This is a genomic window from Vibrio sp. N418 (genome assembly GCF_000222565.1).
Taxonomy (GTDB): domain Bacteria; phylum Pseudomonadota; class Gammaproteobacteria; order Enterobacterales; family Vibrionaceae; genus Vibrio; species Vibrio scophthalmi.
Genome location: NZ_AFWD01000069.1, coordinates 39,921 through 55,785, shown reverse-complemented (window position 1 = coordinate 55,785; position 15,865 = coordinate 39,921). Strand labels below are relative to the sequence as shown.

The 15,865-nt window shown below is 44.7% G+C and carries 14 protein-coding genes; 6 read left to right on the top strand and 8 right to left on the bottom strand.

Annotated elements, in window-relative coordinates; genetic code table 11:
- Positions 1-140 precede the first annotated feature (140 nt).
- A complete protein-coding gene (locus tag RH86_RS14920; protein ID WP_009386932.1) occupies positions 141-797 on the top strand; it encodes a 2OG-Fe dioxygenase family protein in 657 nt (218 codons plus the stop codon).
- The gene (locus tag RH86_RS14915; RefSeq protein WP_009386931.1) at positions 781-2,019 is read left to right on the top strand and encodes a cysteine desulfurase-like protein; all 1,239 of its coding nucleotides are present in this window, start codon (positions 781-783) and stop codon (positions 2,017-2,019) included. Before RH86_RS14920 ends, RH86_RS14915 begins: the two co-directional genes overlap by 17 nt.
- 110 nt (positions 2,020-2,129) lie before the next feature.
- On the opposite strand, the gene RH86_RS14910 is transcribed toward RH86_RS14915, so the two are convergent.
- A complete protein-coding gene (locus RH86_RS14910; protein WP_009386930.1) occupies positions 2,130-2,960 on the bottom strand; it encodes a DUF2797 domain-containing protein in 831 nt (276 codons plus the stop codon).
- A 273-nt stretch (positions 2,961-3,233) separates the two neighbouring features.
- Between RH86_RS14910 and RH86_RS14905 the strand changes: the two genes are divergently transcribed.
- Entirely contained in the window at positions 3,234-4,547 is a 1,314-nt protein-coding gene (locus RH86_RS14905; RefSeq protein WP_009386929.1) for a GGDEF domain-containing protein, read from the top strand.
- A 133-nt stretch (positions 4,548-4,680) separates the two neighbouring features.
- On the opposite strand, the gene RH86_RS14900 is transcribed toward RH86_RS14905, so the two are convergent.
- The 3 genes from RH86_RS14900 to RH86_RS14890 all read right to left on the bottom strand — a co-directional run bounded on the left by RH86_RS14900 (position 4,681) and on the right by RH86_RS14890 (position 7,491).
- Positions 4,681-5,415 (bottom strand): vancomycin high temperature exclusion protein, encoded by a 735-nt coding sequence (locus tag RH86_RS14900; RefSeq protein ID WP_009386928.1) that lies wholly within the window; start codon positions 5,413-5,415, stop codon positions 4,681-4,683.
- On the bottom strand, positions 5,415-5,738 hold the full coding sequence (locus RH86_RS14895; RefSeq protein ID WP_009386927.1) for a DUF3392 domain-containing protein: 324 nt from the start codon (positions 5,736-5,738) through the stop codon (positions 5,415-5,417). The genes RH86_RS14900 and RH86_RS14895 overlap by 1 nt, the downstream gene beginning before the upstream one ends.
- Before the next feature lie 64 nt (positions 5,739-5,802).
- Positions 5,803-7,491, bottom strand: coding sequence for an NAD-dependent malic enzyme (locus RH86_RS14890; protein ID WP_005596584.1), 1,689 nt, complete (start codon positions 7,489-7,491; stop codon positions 5,803-5,805).
- Positions 7,492-7,688: 197 nt separating this feature from the next.
- Between RH86_RS14890 and RH86_RS14885 the strand changes: the two genes are divergently transcribed.
- From RH86_RS14885 to RH86_RS14875, 3 genes are all read left to right on the top strand, one after another.
- Positions 7,689-10,049 carry a helicase-related protein gene (locus RH86_RS14885; protein ID WP_009386926.1) on the top strand — a complete coding sequence of 787 codons (2,361 nt, stop codon included), beginning with the start codon at positions 7,689-7,691 and terminating at the stop codon, positions 10,047-10,049.
- A 224-nt stretch (positions 10,050-10,273) separates the two neighbouring features.
- Positions 10,274-10,651, top strand: coding sequence for a hypothetical protein (locus RH86_RS14880; RefSeq protein ID WP_009386925.1), 378 nt, complete (start codon positions 10,274-10,276; stop codon positions 10,649-10,651).
- A 234-nt stretch (positions 10,652-10,885) separates the two neighbouring features.
- Positions 10,886-11,527 (top strand): outer membrane beta-barrel protein, encoded by a 642-nt coding sequence (locus RH86_RS14875; protein WP_009386924.1) that lies wholly within the window; start codon positions 10,886-10,888, stop codon positions 11,525-11,527.
- Between the two features lie 89 nt (positions 11,528-11,616).
- On the opposite strand, the gene RH86_RS14870 is transcribed toward RH86_RS14875, so the two are convergent.
- The 4 genes from RH86_RS14870 to asnS form a co-directional block, all read right to left on the bottom strand.
- Positions 11,617-12,807: an amino acid aminotransferase gene (locus tag RH86_RS14870; protein ID WP_009386923.1), complete on the bottom strand. Its 1,191-nt coding sequence runs from the start codon at positions 12,805-12,807 to the stop codon at positions 11,617-11,619.
- Positions 12,808-13,222: 415 nt separating this feature from the next.
- Positions 13,223-13,522, bottom strand: a complete 300-nt coding sequence (locus RH86_RS14865; RefSeq protein ID WP_005596593.1) for a hypothetical protein — start codon at positions 13,520-13,522, stop codon at positions 13,223-13,225.
- 172 nt (positions 13,523-13,694) lie between these two features.
- Positions 13,695-13,925: a hypothetical protein gene (locus tag RH86_RS14860; RefSeq protein ID WP_009386922.1), complete on the bottom strand. Its 231-nt coding sequence runs from the start codon at positions 13,923-13,925 to the stop codon at positions 13,695-13,697.
- Positions 13,926-14,180: 255 nt separating this feature from the next.
- Positions 14,181-15,581 (bottom strand): asparagine--tRNA ligase, encoded by a 1,401-nt coding sequence (asnS, locus tag RH86_RS14855; protein ID WP_005598750.1) that lies wholly within the window; start codon positions 15,579-15,581, stop codon positions 14,181-14,183.
- Positions 15,582-15,865: the final 284 nt, after the last annotated feature.

Genomic DNA, 15,865 nt, shown 5'->3' with positions numbered 1-15,865 from the left:
TGCGTGGGGTTATGTGTTGTATTGTTTAATTTTACCGATTCATATTTTGAGTTTTATTGATTTGTCGGAATTAATGCGCAATAGTTAATGTAATGAAAATGTTAAACTTGCAAAGGTGTATATTCATTAAGGAGTCGATGATGATACATAATCATGAGAATACGCTGCAGCTGACTCAACTGAGCCGCAATGCGATTCGCCAACTTTCCCCTTCATTTGGCACGTTGCCACATACTAAGCATGCAGATGGGCAATATCGTTTACGTCGTTATTCTGTGATCCGCTTTGTTGATGGTAAGGTGATTGCGACGGACAAAAACGCCTTCGTGCAATCTGAAGATATTAATCATTTTCAAGGTGATATTGTGCGTCAATTTGAGCCTTTGCTTGATGCAACGCTAACCAGCCAAGGAATGCAAGAAATGTGCGCCTTGTTTGTCGAAAGCAATGAACTTGCAAATGGGCAAGAGATTGAAATCCATCAGATACGTGTGACGGCTATCTTTGATGAAACACAAGTTGCACCGGAAGGTGTGCACCAAGATGGCTTTGATCATATTGCCCTTATTGGTATTGACCGCCATAACATCGTGGGCGGAGAAATAATGCTATATAACGATAATCATGAAGCGCCATTTTTTAGGAAAGTACTGGAAAATGGTGAAGTGGCGTTGTTAGCAGACAGCAAATTATGGCATAACGCTTGTCCTATTCGAGCGATTGACCATCATAATGAAGGTCACATGGATGTGTTTGTTTTGACGGCTAAGGATGGTGTTGATGAGCTTCACTCCTGAGCGTGTACGAGCACAATTTAGCGCTTTGCATCAGCGGCATAATAATCAAACCGTCAGTTTTTTTGATGGCCCGGGTGGGGCACAAGTGCCGATGTCGGTGCTCGATGCAATGAGCGCTTATCTAGGCTACTCCAATGCCAATTTGGGTGGACATTATTTTACTAGCCACAAAACCAATCAATTGCTTAGTGACGCGCGTAGTAGTTGCCAAGCGTTGTTGAATGCGCCCAGCGCCGATTCAATCGTATTTGGTGCCAATATGACTTCTCTGACTTTTTCTTTGAGCCGGGCGATTAGCCGCAATTGGCAAGCGGGAGATGAGGTGATTGTCACAGCCCTTGATCACTATGCCAATGTGAGTACTTGGCAGCAGGCTGCGGAAGACAAGTCTGTTCAAGTCTTTATGGCCAAAGTCGATCCAGAAGATTGCAGCGTTGATATTGAGCACCTACTGTCATTGATTAACGAAAAGACACGTTTAATTGCGATTACATTAGCGTCTAATACCACAGGATCTATTGTCGATATTGCACCAGTGATCGCAGCGGCGAAAGCGGTAGGTGCTCAGGTGTATGTGGATGCCGTGCACTACGCGCCGCATCACCTTATTGATGTTCAAGCACTTGAGTGTGATTTTTTGGTCTGTTCCGCTTATAAGTTTTGTGGGCCGCATATCGGTATTGCCTATATTGCCCCCAAATGGTTGCAAGTATTGCAGCCTTATAAAGTTGAGCCTGCCACAGATCTTGGGCCGGGACGCTTTGAAACCGGGACACAAAGTTTTGAAGCCTTAGCTGGCCTGGTGGCAACGATTGAGTTCCTCGCTCAATGGGCCGATGAGAGCCTGACGCTCAGAGAGCGTTTAGAGCAGAGTTTTAAAATTTATAATCGCTATGAAACTCAATTGAGTGACTATTTTCTGCTGCGTTTAGGCAAAATGAAAGGGGTCACATTGTGGGGGCGGGATGTGGCGGACGCCAATTTGCGCACGCCAACCTTTGCACTGACGTTCGCGGGCATTGATCCGGTGAATGTCGCTAAAGCATTAGGCGAGCAAAATATATGCCTGTGGAGTGGCCACTTTTACGCTTTGGGTTTGGTGCGCCAACTTGATCTAGAAAGAAGCGGTGGTGTGGTACGAATTGGCATGATGCATTACAACACGAAGGCGGAGGTAGATCGTTTGTTTGACGCGCTTGAGCATTTTTGTGTTGATGATTGAATCGCGGATCATTAATCACTACGGTGATGCTCAGTTGTCATGTTCCAATAAAAAAGCCGCGTCTAGCGGCTTTCTGTGTTTTATGAGTGATGTCATGAGGACGGCTTAGTTTAAGCCTCGTCACTCACTTCCACTTCGTATGAGGTGAATTTACGTACGTTGATCACACCAGTATCAAAGATTAAATACTGGCCCTTGATGCCTTTTAACGTGCCGGTGACCACTGGGTTTTTATCAAAGTTGTGCGAAACAATTTTAGTTGGATGCTCGTTAACAGGGTAAGCAATCGGTGTTATTGCCTCATTGAGTATCTCAATCGCATCATCACCAAATTGTTGTTTAATCTCAGCGATTTTTTCTTCAATCAATGGCAGTAACTGAGCAAATTTCTCTTCAAGCGGCAGTGGTGCGCCATCTTCTTTGAGCAATGTACGCCAATTGGTTTTATCGGCGATATGTTTTGCTAACTCGATTTCGACTAAGCCCGAGATATAGCGGCTTTTCACTTTCAAAATCGGTAGGCCTTGGGTTGCGCCTTGATCGATCCAGCGAGTGGGGATTTGCGTGTGGCGAGTAATGCCGACCTTCAAGCTTGAGGTGTTTGAAAGATAGACGTAATGGTCAACCATGCAGTTTTCTTCGCCCCACTGCGGTTCACGACAAGTGCCTTGCTCATAATGGCAGGTTTCTGGCTTCATGATGCACATATCGCAGCTTGCCAATTTCTTCATGCAGACAAAACAGTGGCCTTGAGAGTAGCTTTTCTTGGTTTTTTTTCCACACGATTGACAAAATATATTACCCGTGTGAGTTAGCGTTAGTGACTTACCTAGAAAAGGTTTCAGATCAACAAGTTGATCACCGACAGGCAGATGGTAGTGAACTTCTTGCTCGAGAGAGGCTCGCATTTTTTTTAGCGTACCGGTTGTGATTAACGACATGACTTTGCTCTATATGTTTTTTTATTGGGTGGAATCGGTGACGATCCGTTTCATGACTATGTTAACAGAAATATGAACCCTTTTGTTTAACTGTACATTTTCATCCGGCAACGGTTCACAAGTTATCCGTCTGCCGTGTTGTATGAGCTGCCTCATAAATATTGTGCTACTTACTGATTTTTAGTTGTGTTGGTCTGCTGAGTTAAGTAAATTTGCTCTTAAAAATAAGATTTAATTCAAACGTTAGTGTGCTTGTCTGGCTGGAATGTGAAATTGAAAACAATTCATAAACTTATATTTGGCTTATTCATCTTTACGATATTTGTTGTAACGTTACATTGGCTTTATGGCGAGAAAAAAATTTATCGCGTTAGTCCAAGCCAATATACCTATCTTGCAACCAATGATCAGTTACAAAAAGGCGCCTCCACCAGTTCAATCAGCAGGGAAGGTGATGAAGTTATTCTTGACTGTGAACTCAAAGTTAGCGCGGATTATAAGTGGCCATACTGTGGTATCTCCATTTTGTATGATAACGAAGACCCGACGCGAGGAAATGATCTCTCTGATTATCACACCGTACGTTTAGATGTGGACTTTATCCGTCTTGATGGTGATACCAACCCCGCCCTACGTGTCTACTTACGCAACTACAACCCAGTCTATTCTCTACCAGATAACGAATATACCCATAAATATAATGGCCTTGATTACCGCCAAGCTGACTACTCTCAAGTACTGGAAGTACCACTGAAAAGTTTACAAGTATTAACTTGGTGGTTAGTGGATAACCAAATTCCGATCGCGCATTCAGCACCTGAATTTAACAACGTCAACCGAATTGAATTTGCCACTGGCTCAGGAACGCCCGTCGGGAAGTATCAACTACGTATTCGTAGTATTGAATTTGTCGGTCATTATATTGACGGCGAAATATTAATGTTGATGCTGCTGTTTCTTTGGGTTGGATTAGCGCTGATATTTAGTGCAACGCAAATTCATCGCAAGCAACGTATTTTGAGTGAATCAGAAGCACGCCGCCAGCATCTAAAATTGTTGAACCGCTCATTGCGGGAAGAAAATACCCAGTTTGCTGAGTTGGCGCACCGTGATGCTTTGACTGGGGCGATGAATCGTCATTCTATTCGTAATTGGCTGGAACAAGAGTATTACCCTGAACGTGAACTCAAAACGCAGTTGACTGTAATCTATCTCGATATCGATTATTTCAAACAAGTTAATGATGTTCATGGCCACAAAATGGGTGATGATATTCTGCGAGAATTTGCCATTGTCGTGATGTCGGAGTTGCGCGCTAGTGATCGTTTTGTTCGCTGGGGTGGTGAAGAGTTTGTGGTTTTTTGTCCGAACAGCACACTACGCCACGCTTCAATTTTGGCGGAACGGTTAAGACAAAAAATCGAACTGCATAAATGGATGCATGGTGAAGTATTGACAGCGAGCCTCGGTGTTGCGGAGTTAGGTCAAGAAACAGCGATTGATATGCTTACGCGAGCGGATGAAATGCTTTATCGAGCTAAGCGAAGTGGTCGAAACCGAGTGGAAATCGAGAGTCAGGAACAATAACGAACAGAATGAATGGGGTTTTAAGCTAAGTTATTCGCCACGACTTTCTCTCATAGATGATTTTGTCTCATAGATGATGAAAACGCCCCAATGATGGGGCGTTTTTTTGTGTTGGATATGCGTTAGTTAGAGTTTAAGGTTGCTCTTGCTCTTGCTCTTGCTCTTGCTCTTGCTCTTGCTCGTCTATCGTAACAATAGGCTCTTTCGGGCCGAGAAACTTAGGTTTCTCTCCAGTGATGTAAAGATCAAGTACTGCTTTGACCCGGGCAAAGACTTCACGAAAGCGCACTTTAAACCCTGAGTGGGAAGAAGGGCCGGCCACAGCCAAACATTTCGCTTGGATATTGTGATAATTAGCGATAAACAAGGCGCGTTCACAGTGGAATTGTTGCGAAATGATCAAGAAATTGTCGGTATCAAATATCTCTTTAGCACGAACCACGGAATCTAAAGTACGAAACCCTGCGTAATCAAGGTAAATACGCTCTTCAGGGATCTCTGCACGTAATAAGTCGCGTTTCATGGTCCAAGGTTCGTTGTATGAACGATGGGCGTTATCGCCACTGAGAAGAAAATTATCCACTTTATCTTGCTGATAAAGTTCAATCGCAGCATTAATACGATGTAGGTAATACTCATTGAGTACTTTACCTAAATATTTGCTAGTACCTAAAACGACCGCGACATCGTATGAGGTAACCTCATCGGCTGAAAAATAGAGTTGGTCTTGCGTTTGATAGCTGACCCAGCGGTCAATGGCAAATAGAGCGACCACAAGCAGTACCACTGAAATGAGTGATAACTTCAGAGCATTAACTATCCATCGTAAATGGATTTTATTCAAAAGGTTATAAAAAATCTTACGCACTAAATCTGTCTATTCCGTTGAGCCCAAAGACCGATGACAATAAAACTTGTCACGACAACAATAAACATTGTGCCATACGGAAGTTGGCCTAATGTCTTGGTAAGGTAAGGTGTTGCTTTTACGATGATTAAGCCGTAACCAAACGCATTGATCAAGATGAAGACAATCGTTCTTATGGCAAAGTTCTGACTTCGGAGTAATTTTCGTAGGCTAGAATTGATTTCACCACCAAACATCACCAATGCACACGCAATCAGAGCCGTAGCAATCTCACTTAAATAAGAGGCGATGTATTGTCCGGCTGGGGCTAAAAATTCAAACATATCAATTTAATTCAAAGCCCCTAAAAGGGGCTTTGTTTCTATTTAACGTTAATTAAAATAGCGTTTAGAACGCAGTACGCTTGTAGCGACGGTAAACTGGCTGCCAGAAGTAAGCTTCGATCGCTTCTTCTAGTGCTTCGTCAGTGATTTCCTGAGCTACGCCTTGTTCAATGGCTTTCTTACCTACGGCGAAGGCAATTTTCTTCGATACAGAGTGAATTGCTTCTAGTGGTGGCAGCAGCGCACCTTGGCCATTGATTGCCAGTGGAGAACACGTTGCAAGTGCACGGCTTGACTCTTGCAGCATTTCGTCGGTAACACGACGTGCAGAGACAGCAAGCACACCTAGACCGATACCCGGGAAGATGTAGCTGTTATTGCATTGCGCGATTGGGTATGTTTTGCCATCGTGTACAACTGGATCAAATGGGCTACCTGTTGCAACAAGCGCTTCTCCATTGGTCCAACGAATAATGTCATTCGGTGTCGCTTCAACACGGCTAGTCGGGTTTGATAGCGGGAATACGATCGGACGTGCACAATGTTTGTGCATTTCTTTGATCACATCTTTGCTAAATAGACCTGGCGCACCAGATACACCAATCAGAACGGTTGGTTTTGCATTTGCCATAACGTCAAGCAATGAGAAACCATTGCCTTCGTTTGGCCATTCAGCGGTATTTTCAGTTGGCTGAACTAGGCGTTGTTGGAAGTCCAACAGATTTGGCATGCCTTCTTGTAGCAGACCCCAACGGTCAACCATGTAAACTTGCGAGCGAGCTTGAGCATCAGAAATACCTTCTGAGACCATCTGCGCGATAATCGCTTCGGCAATACCACAACCCGCGGAGCCTGCACCTAAGAAGGTGATGCGTTGGTCAGATAGTTTGCTGCCAGCGGCCTTACATGCGGCGAGCAGTGAGCCTACGGTGACCGCCGCAGTGCCTTGAATATCATCATTGAAGCAACAAATACGGTTTTTGTATCGCTCAAGCAAAGGCATCGCGTTCTTCTGAGCGAAATCTTCAAATTGAACTAATGCTTCTGGCCAACGACGCTGTACTGCTTGGATGAACTCTTCGACGAAAGCATCGTAATCTGCACCAGTGATGCGTGGATGACGCCAGCCCATGTACATAGGATCAGCTAGACGTTGTGGGTTATTGGTACCCACATCAAGCACGATAGGTAGCGTGTAAGCAGGGCTGATACCGCCACAAGCGGTGTATAGAGCCAACTTACCGATAGGAATACCCATGCCGCCGATACCTTGGTCACCCAGACCAAGAATACGCTCACCATCGGTGACTACGATCACTTTGACGTTGTGGTTTGAGGCATTGTTTAAGATGTCATCAATACGATCGCGGTTAGCGTAAGAGACAAACAATCCACGGCCACGACGGTAGATATTGGAGAAGTTCTCACAGGCGGCACCTACCGTTGGGGTGTAGATGATTGGCATCATTTCAGAAATGTGGTTCTGAACTAAACGATAGAAAAGCGTTTCGTTAGTATCTTGAATATTACGCAGGTAAATGTGCTTATCCATGTCATTTTCGAAACTGCGGTATTGTTGATACGCACGCTCCACCTGTTCTTGGATCGTTTCAGTCGTCTCTGGCAGGAGACCTTCTAAGTTGAAGGAGATGCGTTCTTGAGCGCTAAACGCACTGCCTTTATTAAGCAATGGAGTACTAAGAAGCGCAGGGCCTGCGAAAGGAATATAGAGTGGACGTTTGTCGTTATACATTGCGAACCTATTATCGGGTACGAGGAACAGTTGTGCGTGTGTTCGATGCCAGTTAAGAGTCATAACATGGTAATCTGTAAGGTATTGTAACGTGGCTTGCTATGGTCGACAAGAAACACGATTCGAAGTGGGATCTTAATACCCACTTATTCTCATTGTCGTTATAATCATCGGGTTAATTCCTAGATTATCTTGCTATGACTTCATTACCAATAGACACCTTACGCGAAAAGTTTCTCGTACAACTCACCAAAAATCATCTGATTGTTGAAGCGGAAACCGGTTCTGGAAAATCAACCCGTTTACCTGTTTGGGCTTCAGAACAAGGACGTGTATTGGTGATTGAGCCGCGTCGAATCGCTTGTACTTCTCTCGCGCAATACTTAGCACAGCAACGTAACGAGCCAGTCGGACAATCTATTGGTTATGCGATAAAGCTAGAAACTCGCTTTAATGAAACGAGCGAAGTCGTCTTTGTGACTCCCGGTGTTGCGCTGCGTTGGTATAGTGAAAACCAGTTAGCAGATTACGATATTGTTATTGTCGATGAATTTCATGAACGTCGCTGGGACACAGACCTATTAGTTGCGTTACTAAAAAAACATCAAAAGCATCGCCTGGTGGTGACCTCAGCAACCATTGAAGGGGCAAAATTGGCCAGCTATGTGGGGGCCGAACGCCTACATGCAGAAGGACGTAACTTTAAAGTTAGTTTGCAATATCGCGCCAGCGAGTCGCGTCAACTGCCCGATAGCCGGCAGTTGGAGCAACGAGTAAAACAGGAAGTACTCCACGCTTTAGAATCTTGTCGTGGTGATGTATTAGTTTTTCTTCCTGGGCGTAAAGAGATCACTCAGTGTACGCAAATGTTGCAGAGCCTAGAGGGAATTATCGTTGCGCCTTTACATGCGTCGGTGAGCGATGAGCAGCGTGAAGTTGCCCTTAATATCCAAGCGCAACCCAAAGTGGTATTAGCGACTAATGTGGCTGAAACCTCATTAACCATTCCTAATATTGCATTAGTGATAGATTCCGGCTTAGAGCGTCGTACCGAGCAGCGCAATGGTCGCACGACGTTGAGCTTAAAACACATTTCACAAGCTAGCGCCAAACAACGAAGTGGACGGGCGGGGCGTGTTATGGATGGCGTTTGTGTTCGCCTTTATGGTGAGCATGCAGCGCTCGCTTTAGTGACACCGCCAGAGATGCATCGCGAAGCGTTGACCGAGGCGATGCTTGCTGCCGCCTGTTGTCATCAGCCGTTATCCTCATTAGATTTTCTCGAACCGTTGCCAGAAAAAACGCTTCACCAAGCGACTCAATTGCTGCTAAACATGCAGGCGATCGATGAGCAGGGAAATGCGACTGAACATGGACGCAAGATGTACCCATTGCCGATTGATGCGCTGCTGGCAGATTTGGTCACTCGTATGCCTTCGAAGGCGCTAAAAGAGGCAATGATCGATTACACAGCCGCTTTAGCGACACCGGCAAAACTCTATCGCATTATTGGCAATGAAGAGCAACAAGAGCAATTGGCCCAGCAAGAACCGTTAGGGTGTGATGTGCAACTTGCGATTGGCTTAATTCGAGGTGAGTCGTTTTCGGCGTTGGAAATAAGTAATGACGCACTGAATGACGCCAGAGCGTTAGCAGCACAGATGCGTGAGGTTTTTGAACTGCCTCAACTTGAAGTCGCATCACGATATCGTCATGGTGATCTGGTCAACGCTATCGCCGTTTTACACCCGGAGTTGGTCTTTATTCGTCGTGAGAAAAGAAGAGAAGCGCTCGCAAACGGGATTATTGAGGTCACACTGGGACGAGAAAGTCGTTTTAACAAACAAGCTGAAGCCGCTATCGTGTTAGATACGCACAGTTTACCCGGTAGAGGGGTTAAACAAACACTGACACTGGCAACTCAAGTATTACCGCTAGAGCTTAGTGCTTTGCAAGCGCTTGGGCTTGGTCAGTGGCAAGAAGGTGCGGTCATCGTTGAACAAAATCAGGCGGGGCAAGAGCAAACCTATATAGAAATGGGGCTAATTTACGCCGGCCGTACGATTGCGACTAAGCGAGAGCTGGCGCAGGGCGCGTTGGCCATCACGCCGATTCTAAAAGCCGTCATTGCAGGAGATCTCCTCGCTGGCTTTTATCCGATGCGCCACCGCCAAATACTACTTTGGCGTTTGTATGTTGAGTTAGGTCTTGCTGAGCAAAAAGAGCATCATCAGGTGACTTTCGAAGGTTGGTTTACCGAGCAATTGCAGCTACTGGACCTCACCGATATCGATGAACTTGAATTGTTCTGCGCTGAAGATTTTGTTTTTGAGGGTATTCCCGATTGGCAATACGATGATTTCGCCGAACGGTTTCCGTTCACACTGGCACTGGGCGATCTTAATTTGGACGTTGAGTACCAACCAGCAGCCAAGTTAGTGACGGTGCTATATCGTGATGGCTTGCGTAAAGGCGACCCCAAGCGCTGGGAGCTACCACGTTGGCAAGGTTGGCGAGTGAAATATAAAAAGGCGAGTCGCATCATCGATATAAAATAGTGATGAAACATGTGTAATAGGTAATGATTTATTTTAGTAAGTCAAATATTGCGCAACAGGTTTTATATGTCACTTGCTTGTGGAAACTTTGTTATTTGATTGGTTTTTATATGCCATTTTGCCTCACAAAAAGGGTATAAAAGACCATTGTTCTATATCCTATTGCTATATGTATTTAGTTGGCCGATATTGAGTGTGTTGTGTTGCCAATATCGGGGGATGATATGGAACGTCAAGGCAAGACATGTGTGGTGTTTGACTATACCTCTTTTCTCGGCGCTTCGTGCAGTAAGAAATGGACGTTTCTTGAAGCATTGAGCACCATCGCGCCAGTATTTACTATTGCGTGGAAAGATACTGTCGAGCTATCTCGTAGTCCTGAAGAAAGATTATGGGAACAGGCTATGAAGTCGCTTTCTGCTAGTCGTAGTGATGAGTCAAATATCCATACACTGGTAAAACTCGCCAAATCAGAAGGAATAGACGAACTAAAGTTGGTTATGCCTTATGAGTTGGAATCCGAGTTAATTGAACGGCTAAAAATGCGTTCGCAAGTAAACATTCAAAATCTACAACAAGATGAATGGATGATTACGTTATAAAGGTTTAAGGCTTGTTGTCATTCAATAGGCCTTAAACCTTTTCACGAACAATGCTCCGAATACTCTATTCCTATTTCGTTCCATTCCTAGAGCCTGCTACCCTCATTTATTGCGGTAATTTTCCACGCCAATCCACAGTTTCAGGTTGTTAACTTGTTGTTTTTAGATTTGATTACTACGATTATTTTTATGCGTAAATAAACACTGGTAGTGAATAAAGGATAAGGAGATCAGATGGAACTGAATCCATTCAGAAAACACCTCGTGACTTGGTTGGTTTTTGCGATTACGTTGCCGATCTCTCTTTCCTGCTTTGGGCAAATAGGCCTATCGGATTATCGATATGGTTATGTTGAGTTTGCTTCTGGTTCGTTAGATGAAGACATCGGTGGCAATAGCAACATCACCGCCATTAATACCGGTGGTAAGTTACCTATTGATCAGCGTTGGTTAGCAACACTCGATTATTCCGCTCGCTTTATTCACCCAGAGAAAACCACCACGGAGATTTACACGCTCTTGCCTGGTGTTGCTGCTCGTATAGATGCGGGGCCGGGATTGGAGTTTCTTGTCGGCGGGAAAGCGGGGATGCAATGGGCACGGCTAACCGATGACGATACCGATGTAAAACTCGAAAGCAGCAATGAGTTTGTTTGGGGCCTGGAAATTGGTTTGATCTATAACATTACACAGCGTTGGCGCTTAGCAACTGATGCCGAGTTAAATCGTAGTGACATATTAGATGTGGATATCTATTCACTACGCGCTGACTATCGGATCAACTCAGGTTTTACCGCTGGTGCATTTTATAGCCATCGAGAAAGTGATCGGGGTTCGACCAATGAAGGTGGTGTAGCGTTGAAGCTATTTTTTTAGTGCCTCACTGAAGGGCGGCTTAAACTGTGGTCAATTTGAAATAAAAAAGCCAGCGGAAGCTGGCTTTTTAGATTGGGCTGTTTACTTGATTACATTACAGCAGCAATGCCTTGGCACAGTGGCAGCATGTTCGATTTTGTCATGCCTGCAACACTGATACGGCCAGAGCCAACAATGTAGATTGCGAACTCATCTTTCAGACGAGCAACTTGATCTTTATTTAGGCCAGAAAACGAGAACATGCCGTTTTGGCGCTCGATAAAGCTAAAGTCTGCATCCACACCTTGTTGCTTCAGTGTTTGTACAAACAGTTCGCGCATCTCTTGAATACGATCACGCATTTCTTTTACTTCCGCTTCCCATTCAGCGCGTAGACCAGCATCATTTAGGATGTAGGTCACTACTGCCGCACCGTGTGCTGGTGGGTTAGAGTAGATAGAACGGATGATAGCTTTAACTTGAGAGAATGCGGTAGCGGCAACATCTTCATTCTCACCAACCAGTGTGAATGCGCCAACGCGCTCGTTGTACAAACCGAAGTTTTTAGAGAACGAGCTCGCAATCAGAATCTCTTTATTGTATTTCGCAAAAGTACGTAGACCCGCTGCATCGTCTTCTACGCCAGCGCCGAAACCTTGGTACGCAAAATCGAATAATGGTAGCAGTTTTTTCTCTGCAACGATTTTTGCCAGAGTTTCCCATTCATCGGCTGTTGGATCGATACCGGTTGGGTTATGGCAGCAACCGTGTAGTAATACAATATCGCCCGCAGTTGCTTGTTCAAGATCGGCAACCATCGCCGCAAAATCTTTCTCTTTAGTTTCTGCGTTGTAGTAGCTGTATTGTGCAGTTTCAAGGCCAGCAGCGGTAAATACACCAATGTGGTTTGCCCACGTTGGGTTACTTACCCATACTTTTACATCACCAAGTTGGCGTTTAATAAACTCACCGGCAACGCGTAGCGCACCTGTACCACCTGGTGCTTGGGCTGTTTTAGCACGTTTATCAGTAATGATTTCTGCATTTTCACCAAACAGTAACTTTTGTACCGCTAGGCCATATTCTGATGTACCTTCGATGGTTAGGTATGACTTGGTTTTCTCGGTTTCAACTAATGCTGCTTCCGCTTTTTTAACGGTTGCAAGTACAGGCGTTTCACCTTGTTCATTTTTGTAAATACCAACACCGAGGTTGATTTTTTCAGCGCGAGGATCCTTTTTAAACTCTTCCGTGAGGCCAAGAATCGGGTCTGCCGGAGCAGCAACTACTTTTTCAAACATAATTGTCATCCATGTTAATCGAAGGGGATAATTGTAATAACTTGAATATTTATACCTTTATGACGCACGAGTGACAACACAAAAGCGTTAGAAACAACAAATTTTATTGATTAGCTGTTAAACCTTGTTCGATGGGCGGAGTTTTTATCAATTATGATTATAAGAACAGCCTCTTAGCGGTACTCCTTAATATCGAAATGGCGCTAAATGAAGTGCTGAATGATGGATTCGTGTGAAGATGAGCCCTTATAAAATCGGACCAAATTTGATTTGCCTCAATTTTCCCGTTGCCGATATTGATGTTTTGCCGCCATTTTTTATTAAAACGGGGTGAGTAGGGGATTAGAGGACGTTTGCCAGAAGTTGCAGCGTTGATTAAAACGAGCCGATTCAAAGGCTGAATCGGCTCGTATGGCTACTTTTTCAAATCGATTTGTGATTCATGAGCATGAGTTTCAAACTCTGGGTTGCTTGACATTTTTTCTGTCGCCCAGTGATTGATATGGCTAAGAATGGCTTTTAGCGCGTGTTTTTCAGTTGGTGTTTCGTTCTCTGCGGTTTCTAGCTCAGCTTTTGGATGAGTCCCGGTCGCATCTTCAGCAATGTGCAGCCAATCAGGGTGCCAGTAGTAAGGCTGACCTAATGGTGTTGTCCAAGTGTGAACACCATTGGTTTCGCCTTTATATTCGATATCGTTTTCGTTGTACTTAGTCATTATTATCTTCTCTCATCATCTATGAGTTGAGGGTTGTCACTTTAACGTTATAAATGTAACAGATTGGAATTATATTTATGTGATGCCAATCGTTTAGCGCTGGCATCAACCCAACTAAACATTGTGATTTGATCTTAAACGACTTTTAGTTAAGCCCGTAGAGTGTTCAGGGTTAGCGGCCGTTAAGGTGGTCGAGGATTGCTTTCTCGGCATGTTGTTGTGAGGCACTTTCTCCATCGGGTACATCAATTGGCTGCTTAGGGTGCAATCCAAGGGCATCTTCTGCGACGTGAAGCCATTCAGGATGCCAATAGTAAGGGTTGTCACCTTGAGGATGATCCCAACGGTGAACGCCCTGATGTTCGCCTTTGTAAGACAGGTCGTTGAGTGTAAATAACTTCATTCTCTTCCCTCTCTATTTGTCGTCAATATTGAGTATGTACCAAAACGGAGAGACGCGCTGCTTGGGATAGTCTTTGGTGCTTATCTTTAAGTAAAGATCTGCTTATTTGATGCGGTAACGGTATGAATTGAATCGCTCTTTAGAAGGGGGAGGCGACCAATAGGTGTTGCAGTGTGTAAACAAGAGAAGATTCGCGCCAATATAAAAAAACCTCCGACAATGCGGAGGTTTTTTTGCGTTTCTACTTACTTCAAATTAGAAGTTAGCTGAACGTGGAGTACGTGGGAATGGGATCACGTCACGAACGTTGCCCATACCTGTTACGTAAGACACTAGACGCTCAAAACCAAGACCGAAGCCTGCGTGAGGTACTGTGCCGTATTTACGTAGATCGCGGTACCAGCTCATGTGCTCTGGGTCGATACCTACTTCACGCATACGCTCATCTAGGATCTCTAGACGCTCTTCACGTTGAGAACCACCGATGATTTCACCGATGCCTGGTGCAAGTACGTCCATCGCCGCAACTGTTTTACCATCATCGTTCGCACGCATGTAGAATGCTTTGATATCTTTCGGGTAGTTCTTCACGATTACTGGCGCTTTGAAGTGCTCTTCAGCTAGGAATCGTTCATGCTCAGAAGACATGTCGATGCCCCACTCAACGTCAAATTCAAATTTCTTACCAGAATCTAGTAGGATTTGGATTGCGTCAGTGTAATCAACTTGTGCGAAATCAGAAGAAACGAATTGCTCTAGACGAGTAATCGCTTCTTTATCAATGCGAGATGCAAAGAACTCAAGGTCGTCGCGGCACTCTTCAAGTACAGCTTTGAATACGAACTTAAGCATGTCTTCAGCCAGTTTTGCCACATCGTTTAGATCCGCAAAAGCCACTTCAGGCTCAACCATCCAGAATTCCGCTAGGTGGCGGCTGGTGTTTGAGTTTTCAGCACGGAAAGTAGGACCGAAGGTGTAAACTTTGCTTAGTGCACAAGCGTAAGCTTCAGCGTTTAGCTGGCCAGAAACGGTTAGGAACGTTTCTTTGCCGAAGAAATCTTCGTTGTAATCTACTTTACCTGCGTCTGTGCGAGGTAGGTTTTCCATGTCTAGCGTTGATACGCGGAACATTTCACCAGCACCTTCTGCATCAGATGCAGTGATCAGTGGTGCAGAAACCCAGAAGTAGCCTTGCTCGTGGTAGAAGCGGTGGATCGCTTGCGACAGGCAGTTACGTACACGTGCTACTGCGCCGATCACGTTAGTACGTGGGCGTAGGTGAGCAACTTCACGTAGGTACTCAATCGAGTGGCGAGTTTTCGCCATCGGGTAAGTTTCTGCGTCTTCAACCCAACCAACCACTTTTACTTCTGTTGCAGCAAGTTCAAATGCTTGACCTGCTGCAGGAGATGCAACGATGGTACCCGTAACTTCAACAGAACAGCCAGTCGTTAGCTTAAGGACTTCGTCGTTGTAATTATTGAGATTATTTGGGACCACGGCCTGAATCGGGTCGAAACAAGAGCCGTCATAGATGGCAAGGAATGAAATTCCAGCTTTGGAATCACGACGTGAACGGATCCAGCCGCGAACAGTTACTTGACTGTCTACTGCTAGCTTACCGCTCAATACGTCTTTAACAGGCGCGTAAGTCATGTTTAAAATAATCTCCATTGAGGTAAAAATTAAACCTAAGGTCATTGAGCGTTAATAAAGGCTATTTTGACCAAAAAAACGTCTAAACATTAGGTTGATATTACTTTTTTATCGAAATGACATATTACCTGTCAAATCGTTCGCTTCAACCTTTATTATCGTTTTGACAGAGATAATTGCACTAATTTTATTGTACCGTCTCGCGCGGTGATGAAAATTGTTCAAGAAGTGCTGCTTCTCGCTCCAGCAATGCCCTCGACACAAGGAGGCCTTTGTCGGTTTGC